General features: G+C 73.3%; 16 protein-coding genes. 9 read left to right on the top strand and 7 right to left on the bottom strand.

Going from position 1 to position 13,955, the window contains the following annotated elements; all coding sequences use genetic code 11:
• The first annotated feature begins 50 nt into the window (after nt 1-50).
• Nucleotides 51-1,295, top strand: a complete 1,245-nt coding sequence (locus BM314_RS22690; RefSeq protein WP_091980350.1) for a methyl-accepting chemotaxis protein — start codon at nt 51-53, stop codon at nt 1,293-1,295.
• Nucleotides 1,296-1,356: 61 nt separating this feature from the next.
• Here the strand turns inward: BM314_RS22690 and BM314_RS31395 are convergent, their stop codons facing one another.
• From BM314_RS31395 to BM314_RS22675, 3 genes are all read right to left on the bottom strand, one after another.
• The gene (locus tag BM314_RS31395) at nt 1,357-1,656 is read right to left on the bottom strand and encodes a DUF2934 domain-containing protein (RefSeq protein ID WP_020091154.1); all 300 of its coding nucleotides are present in this window, start codon (nt 1,654-1,656) and stop codon (nt 1,357-1,359) included.
• Between the two features lie 52 nt (nt 1,657-1,708).
• Entirely contained in the window at nt 1,709-1,879 is a 171-nt protein-coding gene (locus BM314_RS22680; protein ID WP_020091155.1) for a DUF3606 domain-containing protein, read from the bottom strand.
• A gap of 122 nt (nt 1,880-2,001) precedes the next feature.
• Nucleotides 2,002-3,006 carry a 2-keto-3-deoxygluconate permease gene (locus BM314_RS22675; protein ID WP_091980347.1) on the bottom strand — a complete coding sequence of 335 codons (1,005 nt, stop codon included), beginning with the start codon at nt 3,004-3,006 and terminating at the stop codon, nt 2,002-2,004.
• Between the two features lie 380 nt (nt 3,007-3,386).
• Here BM314_RS22675 and BM314_RS22670 point away from each other — a divergent pair, with 380 nt between their 5' ends.
• Complete coding sequence (locus BM314_RS22670) at nt 3,387-4,490, top strand: four-carbon acid sugar kinase family protein (RefSeq protein WP_091980344.1); 1,104 nt, start codon at nt 3,387-3,389, stop codon at nt 4,488-4,490.
• Nucleotides 4,487-5,515, top strand: a complete 1,029-nt coding sequence (pdxA, locus tag BM314_RS22665) for a 4-hydroxythreonine-4-phosphate dehydrogenase PdxA (protein WP_020091158.1) — start codon at nt 4,487-4,489, stop codon at nt 5,513-5,515. The genes BM314_RS22670 and pdxA overlap by 4 nt, the downstream gene beginning before the upstream one ends.
• Before the next feature lie 100 nt (nt 5,516-5,615).
• Here the strand turns inward: pdxA and yidD are convergent, their stop codons facing one another.
• Nucleotides 5,616-5,948: a membrane protein insertion efficiency factor YidD gene (yidD, locus tag BM314_RS22660; protein WP_091980341.1), complete on the bottom strand. Its 333-nt coding sequence runs from the start codon at nt 5,946-5,948 to the stop codon at nt 5,616-5,618.
• A gap of 4 nt (nt 5,949-5,952) precedes the next feature.
• Nucleotides 5,953-6,396: an iron-sulfur cluster assembly scaffold protein gene (locus BM314_RS22655; protein WP_020091160.1), complete on the bottom strand. Its 444-nt coding sequence runs from the start codon at nt 6,394-6,396 to the stop codon at nt 5,953-5,955.
• Between the two features lie 240 nt (nt 6,397-6,636).
• Between BM314_RS22655 and folE the strand changes: the two genes are divergently transcribed.
• From folE to BM314_RS22635, 4 genes are all read left to right on the top strand, one after another.
• Complete coding sequence (gene folE / locus BM314_RS22650) at nt 6,637-7,455, top strand: GTP cyclohydrolase I FolE (protein WP_020091161.1); 819 nt, start codon at nt 6,637-6,639, stop codon at nt 7,453-7,455.
• A gap of 20 nt (nt 7,456-7,475) precedes the next feature.
• A complete protein-coding gene (gene hisI, locus BM314_RS22645; protein ID WP_020091162.1) occupies nt 7,476-7,898 on the top strand; it encodes a phosphoribosyl-AMP cyclohydrolase in 423 nt (140 codons plus the stop codon).
• Nucleotides 7,895-8,881, top strand: a complete 987-nt coding sequence (locus tag BM314_RS22640; RefSeq protein ID WP_091980338.1) for a patatin-like phospholipase family protein — start codon at nt 7,895-7,897, stop codon at nt 8,879-8,881. The genes hisI and BM314_RS22640 overlap by 4 nt, the downstream gene beginning before the upstream one ends.
• A 91-nt stretch (nt 8,882-8,972) precedes the next feature.
• Nucleotides 8,973-10,544, top strand: coding sequence for an alkaline phosphatase D family protein (locus tag BM314_RS22635; RefSeq protein WP_091980335.1), 1,572 nt, complete (start codon nt 8,973-8,975; stop codon nt 10,542-10,544).
• A gap of 171 nt (nt 10,545-10,715) precedes the next feature.
• Here BM314_RS22635 and BM314_RS22630 read toward each other — a convergent pair whose 3' ends face one another.
• On the bottom strand, nt 10,716-11,147 hold the full coding sequence (locus tag BM314_RS22630; RefSeq protein WP_020091165.1) for a CBS domain-containing protein: 432 nt from the start codon (nt 11,145-11,147) through the stop codon (nt 10,716-10,718).
• Between the two features lie 151 nt (nt 11,148-11,298).
• A complete protein-coding gene (locus BM314_RS22625; protein ID WP_056526486.1) occupies nt 11,299-12,120 on the bottom strand; it encodes a rhomboid family intramembrane serine protease in 822 nt (273 codons plus the stop codon).
• Between the two features lie 348 nt (nt 12,121-12,468).
• Between BM314_RS22625 and BM314_RS22620 the strand changes: the two genes are divergently transcribed.
• Nucleotides 12,469-13,068 carry a PAS domain-containing protein gene (locus BM314_RS22620; protein ID WP_020091168.1) on the top strand — a complete coding sequence of 200 codons (600 nt, stop codon included), beginning with the start codon at nt 12,469-12,471 and terminating at the stop codon, nt 13,066-13,068.
• A 229-nt stretch (nt 13,069-13,297) separates the two neighbouring features.
• Nucleotides 13,298-13,939, top strand: a complete 642-nt coding sequence (locus BM314_RS22615) for a PilZ domain-containing protein (protein WP_020091169.1) — start codon at nt 13,298-13,300, stop codon at nt 13,937-13,939.
• The last annotated feature ends 16 nt before the right edge of the window (nt 13,940-13,955 follow it).

The following is a 13,955-nucleotide window of genomic DNA, read 5'->3' as shown; positions in this document are numbered from 1 at the left end:
GAAGGTTCTGTGTGACCATGCGCCCCGATTAGAGTGTCGGAGAGGCCCGCATGTTCAGTTTGCGCCGGCAGCGTCAGATCCCTGACGCGCTAGCAACCCCGGTGACGACGACCGCCCCGGTCGAGACGGCGGCGGTCTTGCCAGTCGAGACGGCCCCGACGCCCGTCGCGGAGCCGACCGTCGATCGGGAATGGCTGACTCTCCTGGCGCGCCTGTCCGCCTCCGCGTCCGACGCCGGCACCTCGATCGGCTGGATGACCCACGACGCCTCCGGCACCGCCGAGCAGGCCCGGCTCATCGCGGCCGCCAGCGAGGAGCTCGCCGCGACCACGGGTGAGATCGCCGCCCGCTCCTCGTCGGCGGCCGAGATGGCCGAGACGGCCCGGGCCGGCATCGCCACCTGCGTGGGCGACCTGCATCGCGCCACCGACGGCATGCGCGGGATCGAGGAAGGCACCGAGGAGATCGGCAGCCGGCTCGACAGCTTCTCCACCGCGGCGCTGCGGATCGAGGAGATGGCCGGCACGATCGCGGCGATCTCGGCCCAGACCAACCTGCTGGCGCTCAACGCCACGATCGAGGCGGCGCGGGCCGGCGAGGCCGGCCGCGGCTTCGCGGTGGTCGCCGCCGAAGTGAAGACGCTCTCGGCGCAGACCGCGAAGGCGACGGACGAGATCCGGGCGCGGGTCAGCGGCCTGCGCGAGGAGATGGCGGCGATGCAGGCCGCCGTGACGCGCAGCCGCAACGCCGTCGAGGCCGGCGCGTCCGCGATGGTTCGGGCCAATGCCCGCGTCGAGGCCGAGAGCGGCGCCGTCGCGAACGTCGCGGCGCAGATGCGTGAGGCCTCCGAGATCCTCGGCCAGCAGATGCAGGCCACCGGCGACATCGCCCAGAACGTCGGCCGCATCGCGGAAGGGACTGACAAGGCCCGCCGCGAGATCGGCGACGCCCTCGCGCAGCTCGGACGGATCGAGGATCTCGGCCGCACCCTGCTCGACCGGCAGACCGGCACCGCCGCGGATCAGCGGGTGATCCGCCTGTCGGCGGACTGCGCCGCGTGGCGGCGCGCCATCGCGGCGACCCTGGTCGGCATGCGCTCGACCGACACGCCGCCGGAGGGCATCCCCGCCGACGCGACGCGGCCGGCCGCCATCGAGAAGCCCCTGGCGCAGGCCCGCGAGCAGGCGGCCGCCCTGGTCCGCTACGTGCGCAGCCAGACCTGGGACTCGGCGACCACGGCGTTCGTCGCCTTCGAGGCGGCGGTGAAGGAAGCCCGGGCGGCGATCGAGGCCTGAAGGTCATCCGACCCCGGGTCCGCCGTGACCCGGGACCGTCTCGGATGAAGGTCGGAGACCGTCAGGCCGGCGGCGGATCGGAGCGCGGCGCTGCCGGCGCCGCGTCGGCCTTTCGGCGATCGCGCTCCTTGCGCAATTCCCGTTCGGCCAGCAGCCAGAACTCGATCTCGAAGCCCTCGGGCCTGTGGTTGCGCTCCCAGAGCTCGTAGGCCCGCTCGCGAATCTGCTCGAACGTGATCGTGTCGGACGACCGCGCCGAAGGCTGCGGTGCCGCCGCGTCGGTCCCGGACGCGGGTCCCGGCGCGGGCTCGGACCCAGACTCGGACCCGAGTGCGGATCCGTGCGCCGGTGTCCCCGCCATCGGATGATCCGGAGGCGGACGGAAATCGGGGGGCACTTCCATGGCGCCGGTCTCAGGCGGCCGGCTTGTCGAGATAGGCGGCGACGCTGGTGATCCGGCTGCCGACCATGGTCACTGCCTTGCGCAGCCTCTCCTCGCTGACTCCGAAACGCTGCGCCCACTCCTCGCGGGTGGCGCGGTCGTAGATGTCGATATGCGTCTTGCCTCTGGATTCGGTCGACATGCAGTGCCCGCTCCGGTTCGCCGTGAGACGCGGCCGTGCCGCGCTTCCTGGAGGGACAACCGGACTCGGAGACTTCGGTTGCCGCCGGTCGCGCGGGACGCGCAGCTAGACCGCGCGAGACGTCAGGGTGCGGTCGGAGCGGGGCTGGGGACCGGCGCCGGATCCTCCTCGGCCGCGTCCGGGCGGACCCGCCCCGCCACGAAGGCGGTCAGCAGCGGCACGAGCAGCGCCGTGACCACCACGCTTGCCGCCACCAGCACGGTGGCGGGGCCGGCGGCCTCCTTGTAGGCCGGATTGGCGGCGGCGATGATCGCCGGCACGGCGGCGGCGTTGCCGGCCGTCGAGGCGGCGGCGACGCCCGCCACGCCGTTGCCGCCGGTGAGGCGGTCGGCGACGAACAGGGCGGCCCCGGTGATCGCCACCACCGCCGCGCCGAGGCCGATGCCGAGGAGGCCCGCCTGCCAGATCTTGGCGAGGTCGAGCCCGAAGCCGAGGGCGAAGGCGAAGAACGGGATCATCACCGGCGCCGCCCCCGACAGGAAGGCGCGCATGTCGCGGTCGAGGTTGCCGAGGATCATCCCGATCAGCAGCGGCAGGATGCTGCCCACCAGGGTCGGCCACGGGAAGGCCGACAGGCCCGCCAGACCGAGCGTCACCATGGTGAGGAACGGCCCGGATTCGAGGCTCATGATCGCGTAGGCGCCCGCATCCTTCGGGCGGCCGAACTGGCCCATCAGGGCGAGGTAGAGCCCGCCGTTGGTGTCGTTCATGGCGGCGACGATCGCCAGCGTCGACAGCCCCGCGAAGGCGCCCCCGACCATCGGCGCCTCGCCGAGGATCTGCCCGAACACCACGCCCATGATCGCCGCGACGCCGACCTTGGCGGCCAGCAGGACGCCGCCCTTGCGGGCGATCGCCGGGGCGGCGCGGAAGTCGATGCCCGCGCCCATGCAGACGAAGAACACCGCCAGGATCGGCAGCGCGCCGTTGAACAGCGCGCCGGTGAACGAGCCGAAGAACGTCGCGGTGTCCGGGAAGAGCGTGTGGAGGATCGCGCCGAGGAACAGCGGCACCACCATCAGGCCGCCGGGCACGCGCTCCAGGGAGCGCTTGATGGGAATCTGCATGGGTCGCCCTTCCGGTGCCGGCCCGTTCCGGATCCTGGCACCCGCCTTCCCCCCGGCGGCCTGCTACATCCTTTCGACGAGTCCGCGCAACGCGCGGCCGGACCGGTGCACATGGTGACAACTGCGCGGGCCCATCCCTGCCTGGGCGCGGCCCGGCACGATCTGCGGCGGCCCGGATGTCGTCAGCGACGTCCCCGTCCCTGTCCGGCTCTCTGGACCCGGCGGCCTCGCCCGGGCGGCGGTCGATCCGAGGCGCGGGGCTGCCCGCTTGACCGCCGCGCCGGCCGGTCGGTATGCCGCGCGACAACCTGACAACGAGCACGCGAGCCGCGCTCGGCCGGGGGCGCGGCCGGCGCGGCTCCCGCCATGATCCGCCCGACATGACCCGCCTGCGCCTCATCGCCGACGATCTCACCGGCACCCTCGACACGGCCGCGGGCTTCACCGGCCTGTGCGGGGCGATCCCGGTGGCGTGGCCGGAGCTCCTGGCGGGGGATGGATCCGGCTGTTTCGCGATCGATTCCGGTACCCGGGAAGTCTCGGCCGCGGAGGCCGACCGGATCGTCGGCGCCCTCGCGCCCCGGCTGGACGGGGCCGACATCGCCTTCAAGAAGGTCGACAGCCTGCTGCGCGGCCCCTGGGCTGCCGAACTCGCGGCCGTGCTTCGCACCGGGACCTGGGGGCGCTGCGTGGTGGCGCCGGCCTTCCCGTATCAGGGACGCCGCACGGAGGGCGGGCGGCAGCTCGCCCGGCGCGGCGCGGGCTTCGAGCCGGTCTCGGGCGACATCGCCGAGGGCCTGCGGGCGGTCGGGCTGCCGGCGCGCCGGGCCGACGTGTCCGACGGGCCGGTGGCGGGCGTCGCCGTCTACGACGCGGCGAGCGACGCCGACCTCGCCCGGGTCGCGGATCTCGGCGGCGGCGGGCCGGTGCTCTGGTGCGGCAGCGGCGGCCTCGCGGCGGCCCTGGCGCGCGGCGTGGCGGCGCCGGGCGACGACCGGCTCGCCGGCCCCGTCCTCGGGCTGTTCGGCTCGGACCGGCCCGAGACCGCGGCGCAGCTCGCGGCCTGCGGCGCCCACCACCTCGTCCTGTCGGCGCGCCATCCGGACCATGCCGGCGCGGTGGCCGCGCGCCTCGACCGGGACGGCGTCGTCCTGGCGAGCCTCGCGCTGCCCGAGGGCACCGGCCGGGAGGAGGCCGCGGCGCGGATCGCCCAGACCTTCGCGCAGGTGGTCGACCGCGTCCCGCGGCCCGGCACGCTGCTGGTGGCCGGCGGCGAGACCCTGAAGGCGCTGTGCCTCGCGCTCTCCGTCGCGCGCCTCGACGTCACCGGGCAGATCACCCCGGGCCTGCCCCGCTCGACCCTGCGGGGCGGACGCTGGGACGGGCTCGCGGTCGTGTCCAAATCCGGCGCCTTCGGAACAGAGGGCGTCTGGCGCGATCTACTTCACGGCAACGGCTTTCCGCGCAGCAGGAGCGACGCGTGACCTCACATCTCGCCATCACCATGGGCGATCCGGCCGGCATCGGCCCGGAGATCATCGTCAAGGCCGCCGCCCGGCTGAAGCACCGGATCGACGCGGGCGACCTCAAGCTCGTCGTCATCGGCAGCGCCCCCTCCCTGCGCCGCGCGGAGCGGGCGCTCGGCCTCCTGCCCGATCCCGTTCCCGAAGTCGCCGAGGACGGCGATTGGCCGGCGCTGTGCTGCCTCCAGGCCGACGCGGAGGGCGCGCCGATCGAGCCGGGCCGGCTCTCGGCCGACGGCGGCCGCTTCGCCTACAAGGCGATCGAGGCCGGCGTTCGCCTCGCCCTGGCCGGCCGGATCGGCGGCATCGTCACCGCGCCCCTCAACAAGGAGGCGCTCAACAAGGCCGGCTACCACTATGCCGGCCACACCGAGATGCTGGCGGAGCTGACCGGCGTGCGCGGCTCGGTGATGATGCTGGCCCACGGCAACATGCGGGTCTCCCACGTCACGACCCACGTCGCCCTGGAGGACGTGCCCAAGCGCCTGACCCCGGAGCGCCTGCGCCTCGTCATCGACCTCACCGACAGGGCGCTGAAGGGGCTGGGTCTCGCCCGGCCGAAGATCGCGGTCGCCGCGCTCAACCCCCACGCCGGCGAGGGCGGCCTGTTCGGGCGCCAGGACATCGATGTCAGCGCGCCGGTGATCGAGACCGCCAACGCCGACGGGCTCGACGTGCACGGCCCGGTGCCGGGCGACACGGTGTTCGTGAAGCTGCGGGCGGGCCAGTACGACGCGGTGGTGGCGATGTACCACGACCAGGGACACATCCCGGTCAAGCTCCTGGGCTTCGAGATCGACCCGGCCACGGGCAAGTGGATGGACCTGTCAGGGGTGAACATCACCCTGGGGCTGCCGATCATCCGCACCTCGGTCGATCACGGCACCGCCTTCGACATCGCCGGCACCGGCGTCGCCAACGAGCGCAGCCTGATCGAGGCGATCGAGTTCGCCGAGAAGCTGGCGGCGAACCGTCAGGCCGGTTGAGCGCGGGGCGGGCGCACGGGATCTCCGAAAAGCGATCTCCGATCCGCCAGCCCGACCGCCCGGCACCCGTGTTTCACGTGAAACAAAGCAGGAACGAAATCTACCGCGCCTCGGCCTCCTGCCCCACGGCCTCGCAGGCGAAGGGCGACGGCGGCGCCTCGACGCCGCGCCAGCGACCGTAGGCCCAGGGGCGGTACCACGCCGCCCGCGCGGGCACGCGCTCCGGGACTAGGTCGATGCCGTGGGTGCCGAACGGCCCGCAGCGGCAGATCCGGGCGAAGCCCATCCAGCCGCCGGGCCAGAGGCCGTGCCGGGCGATGGCCGTATCGGTGTACTCGGAGCAGCTCGGCCAGTGGCGGCACTGGCGCCCGATCAGGCCCGACAGCGTCAGCTGGTAGCCGCGGATCGCCCAGTGGGCGGCGCGCCGGACCATCCCGTCAGGCGGCCTGCCGCTTGGCGGCGATCTGGTCGAGGGCGTCCACCACCGCGTCGAAGGTCAGGAGCGTCGAGGCGTGGCGCGCCTTGAAGTCCCGCACCGGCTCGAGCACCGCGAGGTCCGACCACGCGCCGCCGGGCGCCGGGCCGTTCTCCTTGAGCATCGACCGCATGGCCGCGCGGACGCCGCGCAGCTCGTCCGCGCTGGCGCCGACCACATGCCGGCCCATCAGCGACGAGGAGGCCTGTCCCAAGGCGCAGGCCCGGACCTCCTGGGCGAAATCCGCGACCCGGCCGTCCTCGCCCAGGACGAGGTCGACCGTCACGGTCGAGCCGCACAGGCGCGAATGGGCCGTGGCACTCGCGTCCGGGTTCTCGAGCCGGCCGAGCCGGGGGATGTCGGCGGCGAGTTCCAGGATACGGCGGTTGTAGATGTCGTCGAGCATCGGGTCCTCGGCCGGAGGCACACTTCCCATCGGGACTCTGCCGCGTGCATCGCGCATTGCGCGTTACCCCGCGAACGATGATATAGGCGCCATACGGCCGCTTCGCGAGGAGGCGGGCCGTCGACCAGGGTCGCGCCAACGGCCACGGTGGTTCCCACGGCCTTTCGTCCATCCCGGGGCGCCGGCTTGAAACCTTTTCGAGCCCGGGATCTTCCCTCGAACGCCCGACGCGATCCGACGATGTACGCCAAGCCCGACAGCACCCCGATGAAATCCCGCATCGCGCGGGCCGGAGATGCCATGGATGCCGCGCTCAAATCCTTGTCCTACCAGGGTGACGGCCAGGGTTTCGACCGGAACGGGGGCGACGGGCAAGGGCTGAACGGCATGCGCAATGACAATCGGCCGGTGGATGAGGGCCGTCCCGTCGAGGTGGCGCCCGAGCCGGCCTCCGCGACCCGCGTCCCGGACGGGATCGAGACCGGCCGCCCGAGCCGCGCCGAGGCCGAGGCCGCCGTGCGCACCCTCCTGCGCTGGGCCGGCGACGACCCGACCCGCGAGGGCCTGCTCGACACCCCGGCCCGGGTCACCAAGGCCTACGAGCAGCTGTTCGGCGGCTACGCGGTCGACGCCGAGAAGCTGCTGGAGCGCGTGTTCGAGGAGGTCGAGGGCTACTCGGACATCGTGCTGGTGCGCGACATCCCGTTCCACTCCCACTGCGAGCACCACATGGTGCCGTTCATGGGCCTTGCCCACATCGCCTATTACCCGACCCGGGGCGTGGTCGGCCTGTCGAAGCTCGCCCGCGTGGTCGACACCTTCGCCCGCCGCCTGCAGACGCAGGAGACCATGACCGCCCAGATCGCCGACGTGATCGAGAGCATCCTCAAGCCCCGCGGCGTCGCCGTGATGGTCGAGGCCGAGCATCTCTGCATGGCGATGCGCGGCGTCCAGAAGGCCGGCGTCTCGACCATCACCAGCCAGTTCCGCGGCGTCTTCAAGGACAACGCCAACGAGCAGGTCCGCTTCCTGACCCTGGTGCGCGGCGGCGCCAAGTAGCCCCGGGCGACGCCTCGACCATGACCGCGCGCGACACCGCCTTCGCTCCCCCCGGCACCCGGGCCGAGATCGAGGAGGGCACGGCCCTCACGCCCCGGTTCGACCGCGACGGCCTCGTCGCCTGCATCGCGGTGGACGCGCGGGACGGGCAGGTGCTGATGCTCGCCCACATGAACGCCGAGTCGCTGGCCCGCACCCTCGAGACCGGCGAGGCGTGGTACTGGTCGCGCTCGCGCCGGGAGCTCTGGCACAAGGGCGCGACCAGCGGCCAGATCCAGCGCGTCGTCGAGATGCGGGTCGACTGCGACCAGGACGCCCTGCTGATCCGCGTCGAGGTCGGCGGCGACGGCGGCTGCTGCCACACCGGCCGGCGCGACTGCTTCTACCGCAGCGTCGTCCGGGAGGCGGACGGCCGGGTCGTCCTGAAAGCCGCCGGGCGATGAACCGCCCTCTTGCCACGCGGTGGCAAGACGAGTCCGCCGACCCGCATTTCCCGCCCGGAACCGTCGAGCCGGTCCGCGCGCCGCCGAGCCCCGGCCCGCAGGTCGGGCTCGCCCTCGGGGGCGGCTCGGCACGGGGCTGGGCGCATATCGGGGTGATCCGCGCCCTGGAGGAAGGCGGCATCACGCCGACCGTGGTGGCCGGCTGCTCCATCGGCGCCGTGGTCGGCGCCTGCTACGCGGCCGGGCGCCTCGACCGGCTCGAGGCCTTCGCCCGGGCGCTGACCCGGCGTCGGGTGGTGGGGCTCATCGACCCCCGCCTGCCGGGCTCAGGCCTGATCGCCGGCAACCGCCTGCGCCAGCGCCTCGCCGCGGATCTCGGCGAGCGCCGCATCGAGACGCTGCCGATCCGCTTCGGCTGCGTCGCCACCGAGTACGGGACCGGCCACGAGGTCAGCCTGACCGAGGGCCCGGCGGTGGACGCGGTGCGCGCCTCCTACGCGATCCCCGGCCTGTTCCCGCCGGTGGCCCATGACGGCCGCGTGCTGATGGACGGGACCCTGGTCAACCCGGTGCCGGTGGCGCTCGCCCGGGCGCTCGGGGCCGACCTCGTCATCTGCGTGAACCTCAACGGCGACACCGGCGGACCGGTGGTGCGCGAGGCGCCGCACCCGGCCCCGCCGCGCCGGGGCTTCCTGCAGGTCGTGCGCGGGCGCCTGCCGGGCTTCGACCGACCCGAGCCCGAGATCGCCGTGCCGGGCATCGCGCGGGTGGTGCTCGACGCGTTCAACACCACCCAGGACCGGATCTCGCGGGCCCGGCTGGAGCGCGACCCGCCGGACGTGGCCATCGGCCCGGATCTCGGGGCCTTCGGGCTGTTCGACTTCCACCGGGCCGCGGAGGGCATCGCCCTCGGGCACCGCGCCGCCCGCGCCGCCCTGCCCCGGATCCGGGCCGTGCTGGAGGGCGCGGCCGCGCGGGCCTGAGGGATCCGGGCGCGCTCCGTCCGGGAGGGGGCCGTCATCCGGCTGTCGTGGCCGCCTGCGATGGGCGCCCGTGCATGCTGGAGGACCTCCAATGTATACGAGTCGCCGTCAGATCCTGCTGTCTGGAGGCGCCGGCCTCGTCGGGCTGGCCACGGGCCTCGGACGGCCCGGCCTGAGCCGCGCCGCCGACCGGCCGCTCCTGACCCACGGCCTCCAGTCGGGCGACGTCGGCACCGACTCGGCGGTGGTCTGGGCCCGGTCCGACCGGCCAGCCCGGGCGATCATCGAGTGGGCGACCACCGAGAGCTTCGCCGACATCCGCGGCGGCGTCTTCGCCGACGCCCTGCCGGAGACCGACGGCACCGTGAAGGTGGCGCTGACCGGGCTGCCGGCCGGCCAGGACGTGTTCTACCGGGTCCGCCTGGAGGACGTCGCCGCGCCGACCATCGTCGGGCCGGACCAGGTCGGGCGGTTCCGGACCGCGCCAGCGGACCGGCGCTCGGTGTCGTTCTGCTGGTCGGGCGACACGGCGGGCCAGGGCTGGGGCATCGACGAGGCCCGCGGCGGCATGACGATCTACTCCGCCATCCTGAAGAACCGGCCGGACTTCTTCATCCATTCCGGCGACACGATCTACGCCGACGGGCCGATCCAGTCCGAGGTGAAGCTCCCCGACGGCAGCCTGTGGCGCAACCGGGTGACCGAGGAGGTGGCCAAGCCGGCCGAGACGCTCGCGGAGTTCCGGGGCCGGCACAAGTACAACCTCACCGACCGGAACGTGCTGGCGATGAACGCCGCCGTGCCGATCCTGGCCCAGTGGGACGACCACGAGGTCACCAACAATTGGTGGCCGGGCGAGCCGCTGACCCGGGCCGAGCACCTGAAGAAGAAGTACGCCGACCCGAACGTGCTGGCGCTGCAGCTGCGGGCGGCGAAGGCCTTCCACGAGTACATGCCGATGCGCTTCGAGCCGTCGGAGCCCGGCCGGGTCTACCGCAAGATCGGCTACGGCCCGCTGGTCGACGTGTTCATGCTCGACATGCGCTCCTACCGGGGCCCGAACGGCGAGAACCGGCAGACGGCGTACGGGCCCGAATCCTACTTCCTCGGGCCGCAGCAGATCGCGTGGCTGAAGCGGGCGCTGCTCGAGTCCCGCGCCACCTGGAAGGTGATCGCCGCCGACATGCCGCTCGGCCTCGTGGTGACCTACGACACCGACCGCAATTTCGGCTCGGAGGCGGTGGCGCAGGGCGACGGGCCGCCGCTGGGGCGCGAGCTGGAGATCGCTGACCTGCTGCGCTTCATCAAGAGCGCGGGGATCCGCAACACGGTCTGGCTGACGGCCGACGTGCACTACACGGCCGCCCACTACTACGACCCCGACAAGGCGCAGTTCCAGGATTTCGAGCCGTTCTGGGAGTTCGTCTCCGGGCCGCTGCACGCCGGCACCTTCGGGCCGAACGCGCTGGACAACACGTTCGGGCCGCAACTGCGCTACGTGAAGGCGCCCGACAAGGGCCAGGTGAACCTGTCGCCGGCCGCCGGCTACCAGTTCTTCGGCCACGTCGCGGTGGACGGCGCCACCGAGCAGATGACCGTGACCCTCAAGGACGCGGCCGATACCGACCTCTGGCACGTCACGCTCGATCCCGTGAAGGCGTGAGGCGGACCGCGGGCGGTACGGGCTCGCGATGTCGGCCTGCTCGCCCGTCGACGAAGGGGCGCGGGTCCCCTCTCCCGCACGGGAGAGGGAGCGCGTCGCGCCGCAGCGGCCTGCCCTGAACCGGCGCGGCCCGGGGGCGGAGGGCGAGAGAAACGCGCGGTGCCGGCGCCCCTACGCCATCGTGATGTAGTCGCGCAGGGCCTGGTGCTCGGCCTCGACGGTGGCGATCTTGCGCGCCACCACGTCGCCGATCGAGACCAGGCCGATCAGCCGCCCGTCCTCGCAGACCGGCACGTGGCGGAAGCGCCCGTCGGTCATGAGGGTCATGACCTCCTCGATCGTGGTGGTCCGGCCGCAGGTGGTGACCGCGGTGGTCATGTGGGCCGAGACCGGCGCGTCGAAGGCCGAGCCCCCGTGCCGGGCGAGCGCCCGCATGATGTCCCGCTCGGAGATGATGCCCGCCACCGTCCCGTCGGCCTGGGCGACCACGAGGGCGCCGATCCGCTTGTCGGCGAGGATCTGGATCACCTCATCGAGGGTCTTGTCGGGGCCCACGGTGACGACGGAGCTGCCCTTCTCGGCGAGGATGCGTGCGACGGTCATGGCTCTCTCCCTGTGTGACGCGGCCGGTGCGCCGTCAGCCCGCGGCGCCCTGATGGCGTTCTCGGCCGGGTTGGCCCGGCTCGTTCACATTGTGGCGAGTGTGTGATCGATCCGGCCGGATGGCAAGGTGCCGGGCGTCGATGGCAGGGACTCAGTGCCGGCGCGGCTCCCGGGGATCCACCAGGGGGAACAGGAAGAAGCCCGCGATGAAGCCGCCGAGATGGGCGTCCCAGGCGATGGCGGCGTTCTCGCCGACGAGCGGCACGCTGACGAGGCCGAAGAGCAGGTTGGTCAGGAGCCAGATCACCAGGAACGACACCGCGGTCCGGTTGCGCAGCAGCTCCGGGATCGTCTCGGCGGGACGGGGCGGCGGCACCTGCCAGGCCGGCGCGCCGTAGCCCGAGACCGGCGGCTGGAACACGAAGCGCGCGGCGGCGGCCATCAGGGCCGAGATCCCCGCCGAGGCGCCGACCAGCGGCCCCGCGCTCAGCGGGTCGATCAGGATGTGGAGAAGTCCGCCGGCCGCCGTGCCGGCCAGCGCGAGCACGCACCAGCGCAGGGCGCCGCAGCGGCGCGCCACCGGCGCGCCGAAGGCCGCGAGCCAGACGCTGTTGAAGATCACGTGCATCCACGAGCCGTGCAGCAGCCCGTAGGTGACGAGCGTCCAGGGCTGGAGCGCGTGCTCGCCCACGATGTAGCGGGCGAAGGCCTCGCGGGCCGCCTCCAGGCCGGGATCGCCCGGATCGGCGGCGGCGCGGATCACCTCGGAGGCCCGGCCGGGATCGAACCAGAGGGTCCAGCGCGCCGGGACCAGCGCGAGGTCGAGGACGAGGCGGATGTCCCAGGTGTCCGGCAGCAGGAACTCGCGCACCGCCTGGATCGCCAGGAGCAGCCCGATCGACGCGGTGACGATGCCCGGCATGTTGAACACGGGCACGCGGCTCTGCCGCGGGAAATCGGGGGAGGCGTCCATCGCCGCACCATGTCGGGGCGCGGCGCGATCGGGCAAGCCCCGGCGACGTATTGAAGCTCGCAAATACCGGTCGGATCGCGGTCCGTATCGCGCACCGCCCCGTCTTCACTCCGGATCCGTCCTGGACGGCCGCGGCGCGCCCGGCGGGGTGCGACGATTGTGTCGCCGGCCACGACGCGCTACCCCCCGCCCCGCGCGGCGCCGGCGGGACCGGCGGCGCGCGGGTGCGGGAGCCGGCACGGCCCGTGCGCCCGGACGCGGTGAACGCCCGGATCGGCCGGTCACACCCCCGCGGATGTGCCAGAATGATCCGGGGATGAACCACAGGCGTTGAGAATCGGGACACCGATGAAGCATCCCACCAGCCGCATGCTCCACGCCTACTGGGAGCGCCTGCGCGGAGAACGGGCCGCGCCGGAACGCGCCGAGATCGAGCCGGGCGAGATCCGGCACCTCCTCGCCGACAGCCTGATCCTGGAACTCGACATGCCGAGCCGCTCCGCGAGCATCCGGCTCGCGGGGACCCGGGTCTGCGCCCTGTACGGCCGCGAGCTGAAGGGCGAGCCCTTCGCCAAGCTGTGGGGCTCCCGGGCGACGGATCCCTGGCGGATCGTCGAGATCGTGGCCAGCGACACGCTGGGCGTCGTCGCGGGCCTGCGCGGCACCAACGCGGCCGGCGAGGCGGCGGATCTCGAACTCCTGCTCCTGCCCCTGCGCCACCGCGGCCGGACGCAGGTCCGCGCCCTCGGCACCCTGAGCCTCGACGGCGCGCCGCACTGGCTCGGCCTGCGCCCGCTGGTGGAGGCGGAGACCACCTCCCTGCGCATCCTGCCCAGCCGCCGGACCGAGCCCGTCCCGCCCGCCCGCACCGCCGTGCGCACGAGCGCGGGCTACCCCGGGCCGGTGCGCCACGGCCACCTCCTCGTCCACGCCGGCGGGCGCGCCTGAGAACCGTATTCGTCCAAGGTTACGCCCGGTCCGGGACGGCCAGTTCGATCGAATCGGCGCGTGCACCCGAGGAAAGCTTCGGCGCACAAGTCGATCGCGCACGACGCGGCAGGGCTCGACAATGGATGTTTCTACAAGGCCGATCGATCCCGAAGCAGGAAAAAAGGGTTTCGTAACTGTCCGTGCCTAGTCTGCACCGGCCATTCTCCGGCGCAGGACCAATCTCGGAATGATCGCGGTCGAGGCCACCGCTGGAACTGATCTGCGCGGCCTCGCCGCCGAGCCGGCGCGCGGTGCCGCCGACCAGCGCCGCCACCAGCGCGTGCGGGTCGCCGTGCTCGGCCGCTACATGCTGGCCGATCGCCGGGAATATCCCTGCCAGACCGTGGACATGTCGCCGGGCGGCGTGCGGCTGACCTGCGCGGTCAAGGGCGCGGTCGGCGAGCGCGTGGTGCTCTACCTGGAGCATATCGGCCGCATCGAGGGCGTCGTCGCGCGCACCTGCCCGGACGGGTTCGCGGTCCAGCTCAACGCCACGTCGCGCAAGCGGGACAAGCTCGCCTCCCAGCTCACCTGGCTGGCGAACCGGGAGATGCTGGGGCTGCCGGAGGGACGCTCGCACGAGCGCCTCGTGCCGACCAACACGGCGGTGGTCCTGCGCGTCGAGGGCGGCCGCGAGATCCGGGCGCGCCTCATCGACATCTCGATGTCGGGCGTGGCGATCTCCTGCCCGGTGCCGCTGCCCCTCGGCGCCGCCGTCACGGTGGGCAGCACGCCGGGCCGGCTGGTGCGCTACTTCGAGGGCGGCTTCGGCGTGCAGTTCCTGCTGCCGCTCTCCCCCGACCGCTTCCACGCCGGGATGACGCTCTGACGCGCGTGCGGCCGGA

This window comes from Methylobacterium sp. 13MFTsu3.1M2 (assembly GCF_900112625.1).
Lineage (GTDB): Bacteria > Pseudomonadota > Alphaproteobacteria > Rhizobiales > Beijerinckiaceae > Methylobacterium.
The sequence above is the reverse complement of the archived record's forward strand: the minus strand, read 5'-3'. Positions and strand labels throughout refer to the sequence as shown.

What these genes read in the sequence shown, in the direction of transcription:
- BM314_RS22675 (WP_091980347.1), bottom strand. Translation starts at nt 3,006, where the DNA reads ATGCAGATTCCCATCAAGCGCTCCCTGGAGCGCGTGCCCGGCGGCCTG.
- BM314_RS22640 (WP_091980338.1), top strand. Translation starts at nt 7,895, where the DNA reads ATGAACCGCCCTCTTGCCACGCGGTGGCAAGACGAGTCCGCCGACCCG.
- BM314_RS22655 (WP_020091160.1), bottom strand. Translation starts at nt 6,396, where the DNA reads ATGCTCGACGACATCTACAACCGCCGTATCCTGGAACTCGCCGCCGAC.
- hisI (WP_020091162.1), top strand. Translation starts at nt 7,476, where the DNA reads ATGACCGCGCGCGACACCGCCTTCGCTCCCCCCGGCACCCGGGCCGAG.
- folE (WP_020091161.1), top strand. Translation starts at nt 6,637, where the DNA reads ATGTACGCCAAGCCCGACAGCACCCCGATGAAATCCCGCATCGCGCGG.
- BM314_RS22635 (WP_091980335.1), top strand. Translation starts at nt 8,973, where the DNA reads ATGTATACGAGTCGCCGTCAGATCCTGCTGTCTGGAGGCGCCGGCCTC.
- BM314_RS22690 (WP_091980350.1), top strand. Translation starts at nt 51, where the DNA reads ATGTTCAGTTTGCGCCGGCAGCGTCAGATCCCTGACGCGCTAGCAACC.
- BM314_RS22670 (WP_091980344.1), top strand. Translation starts at nt 3,387, where the DNA reads ATGACCCGCCTGCGCCTCATCGCCGACGATCTCACCGGCACCCTCGAC.
- BM314_RS31395 (WP_020091154.1), bottom strand. Translation starts at nt 1,656, where the DNA reads ATGGCGGGGACACCGGCGCACGGATCCGCACTCGGGTCCGAGTCTGGG.
- BM314_RS22680 (WP_020091155.1), bottom strand. Translation starts at nt 1,879, where the DNA reads ATGTCGACCGAATCCAGAGGCAAGACGCATATCGACATCTACGACCGC.
- BM314_RS22630 (WP_020091165.1), bottom strand. Translation starts at nt 11,147, where the DNA reads ATGACCGTCGCACGCATCCTCGCCGAGAAGGGCAGCTCCGTCGTCACC.
- BM314_RS22625 (WP_056526486.1), bottom strand. Translation starts at nt 12,120, where the DNA reads ATGGACGCCTCCCCCGATTTCCCGCGGCAGAGCCGCGTGCCCGTGTTC.
- yidD (WP_091980341.1), bottom strand. Translation starts at nt 5,948, where the DNA reads ATGGTCCGGCGCGCCGCCCACTGGGCGATCCGCGGCTACCAGCTGACG.
- BM314_RS22615 (WP_020091169.1), top strand. Translation starts at nt 13,298, where the DNA reads ATGATCGCGGTCGAGGCCACCGCTGGAACTGATCTGCGCGGCCTCGCC.
- BM314_RS22620 (WP_020091168.1), top strand. Translation starts at nt 12,469, where the DNA reads ATGAAGCATCCCACCAGCCGCATGCTCCACGCCTACTGGGAGCGCCTG.